At 73.0% G+C, this 2,243-nt stretch carries 2 protein-coding genes; both read left to right on the forward strand.

Annotated features, from left to right (window positions below; genetic code table 11):
* The first annotated feature begins 77 nt into the window (after nt 1–77).
* Entirely contained in the window at nt 78–923 is an 846-nt protein-coding gene (locus ACFWEG_RS28895; RefSeq protein WP_387221046.1) for a DsbA family protein, read from the forward strand.
* Nucleotides 924–1,024: 101 nt separating this feature from the next.
* On the forward strand, nt 1,025–2,200 hold the full coding sequence (lgt, locus tag ACFWEG_RS28900) for a prolipoprotein diacylglyceryl transferase (protein ID WP_387221043.1): 1,176 nt from the start codon (nt 1,025–1,027) through the stop codon (nt 2,198–2,200).
* Nucleotides 2,201–2,243 lie beyond the last annotated feature (43 nt).

A 2,243-nucleotide genomic window follows, 5' to 3' on the forward strand; every position in this document is an offset into this window, starting at 1 on the left:
TCACCCTGGTGACGGCCGCCTCACCCGTCCGGGTGGAAACGGGAGCGGGGAGGCACGCGAGTGCCTCCCCCCTTCGTTTGCGGGGTGTGAAGGACAAGAACGGCAAGAACGCAGCCGGCCGGCCCAGTGCCCGCGAGCGGCTCCAGTACGAGCGGGAGAAGGAGCGGGCCCGGGAGAAGCGCAAGCGCACGCTCGTCGTGGCGGGCGCGGTGGTCGGGGTGGTCGCGCTGGCCGGCGTGGTCGCGCTGGTCGCCCAGCAGTCCGGCGGCGACAGCGGGGACGCGGCGGGTCCGGTGGTCGCCCCCGCCGGGGCCGTCGGCGAGCAGAGCACCCTCATCCGGGTCGGCGCGCAGGACGCCCCCTCCACGCTCACCGTGTGGGAGGACTTCCGCTGCCCGGCCTGCAAGGCCTTCGAGGACGGCTTCCGCGACGCCGTCCACGACCTGGAGCAGTCCGGCCAGCTCAAGGTCGAGTACAACTTCGCCACCCTCATCGACGGCAACATGGGCGGCAGCGGCTCGCTCCGCGCGGCCAACGCGGCCGCCTGCGCCGAGGACGCGGGCAAGTTCCGCGAGTACCACGACGTCCTGTTCCGCAACCAGCCGCAGGAGACCGACGACGCCTTCGCGAAGAACGACCGGCTGCTCGAACTGGCCGGCGACGTCCAGGGACTGGACACCCCCGCGTTCGAGAAGTGCGTGAACGACGGGACGTACGACAACTGGGTGAAGAAGTCCAACGGCGTCTTCCAGGACGCCCGGCTCCAGGGCACCCCGACGGTCCAGCTCAACGGCGAGTCGGTCTTCCCGATGAAGGGCCAGGAGCAGATCAGCGTCGCCAACCTGAAGAAGTGGGTCGCGGAGGCCAACAAGGGCAAGGAGCCCGGCACGGTCAGTGCGTCGCCCTCGGCGTCCGGCTCCTGACGTGCGCACGGCGGCCGCACGCCTGAGCGGCCGCCCGTTATACAGAAGTTGCCGGGCGGGTGGCCGCCGTCCCCGCCCGGCAGGGTAGCGTCAGGGCTGCCATGGACCTTGCCTTCATTCCCAGCCCGTCGACCGGAGTGCTCCACCTCGGACCGCTCCCGCTGCGCGGCTACGCGTTCTGCATCATCGCCGGCGTCTTCGCCGCCATCTGGATCGGCAACCGGCGCTGGATCGCGCGCGGCGGCCGGCCCGGCACGGTGGCCGACATCGCCATCTGGGCGGTGCCCTTCGGCCTCGTCGGCGGTCGCCTGTACCACGTGATCACCGACTACCAGCTGTACTTCGGCGAGGGCAAGGACCCGGTCGACGCGCTGAAGATCTGGGAGGGCGGCCTCGGCATCTGGGGCGCGATCGCGCTCGGCGCGCTCGGTGCGTGGATCGGCTGCCGCCGCCGCGGCATCCCGCTCCCGGCGTGGGCCGACGCGCTGGCCCCCGGCATCGCCGTCGCCCAGGCCGTCGGCCGCTGGGGCAACTGGTTCAACCAGGAGCTGTACGGCCGGGCCACCGACCTGCCGTGGGCCGTCGAGATCGACAACGGCACGGACGTCGGCACGTTCCACCCGATGTTCCTGTACGAGTCGCTGTGGTGCCTGGGCGTCGCCGCGCTGGTGATCTGGGCTGACCGCCGCTTCCGGCTCGGCCACGGCCGCGCGTTCGCGCTGTACGTCGCCGCGTACTGCTCGGGCCGGGTGTGGATCGAGTACATGCGCATCGACGAGGCGCACCGGATCCTCGGACTGCGGCTGAACGTGTGGACCGCGATCATCGTCTTCGTCCTGGCGGTGACCTACCTGGTGCTCTCGGCGCGGCTGCGACCGGGCCGCGAGGAGGTCGTCGAGCCCCGCACCGAGGCGACGACGCCGTCGGCCGGCGACGGCGGGCCGACGGCCGACGGCAAGGCGGCCAAGGACGGCAAGGCGGCCAAGGACGGCAAGGCGGCCAAGGACGGCAAGGCGGCCAAGGACGGCGAGGCGGTCACGGACGCCGAGGCGGTCACGGACGGCAAGGCGGCCAAGGACGGCGAGGCGGTCACGGACGCCGAGGCGGCCGTCGACGGTGAGAGGGCGAAGTCCGGCGGCGGCAAGGCCGGGGACGGGGCCGCGCCCCCGGCGGAGAAGCCGGCCGACGCCGACCCGAAGCCCGCCGGCCCGGCCGCGGGCGAGTCCGCGGACGGGAAGGCCGGGAGCGTCTCCACCGTGAAGACGGACGAGAAGTAGCCCGCACGACACGACGAGGGGGGCGGGGCCGGACATCCGGCCC

This window comes from Streptomyces sp. NPDC060194, assembly GCF_042728285.1.
Taxonomy (GTDB): domain Bacteria; phylum Actinomycetota; class Actinomycetes; order Streptomycetales; family Streptomycetaceae; genus Streptomyces.

Excerpts from the sequence above, each read along its gene's own strand:
- lgt (WP_387221043.1), top strand. The coding sequence starts at position 1,025 with ATGGACCTTGCCTTCATTCCCAGCCCGTCGACCGGAGTGCTCCACCTC.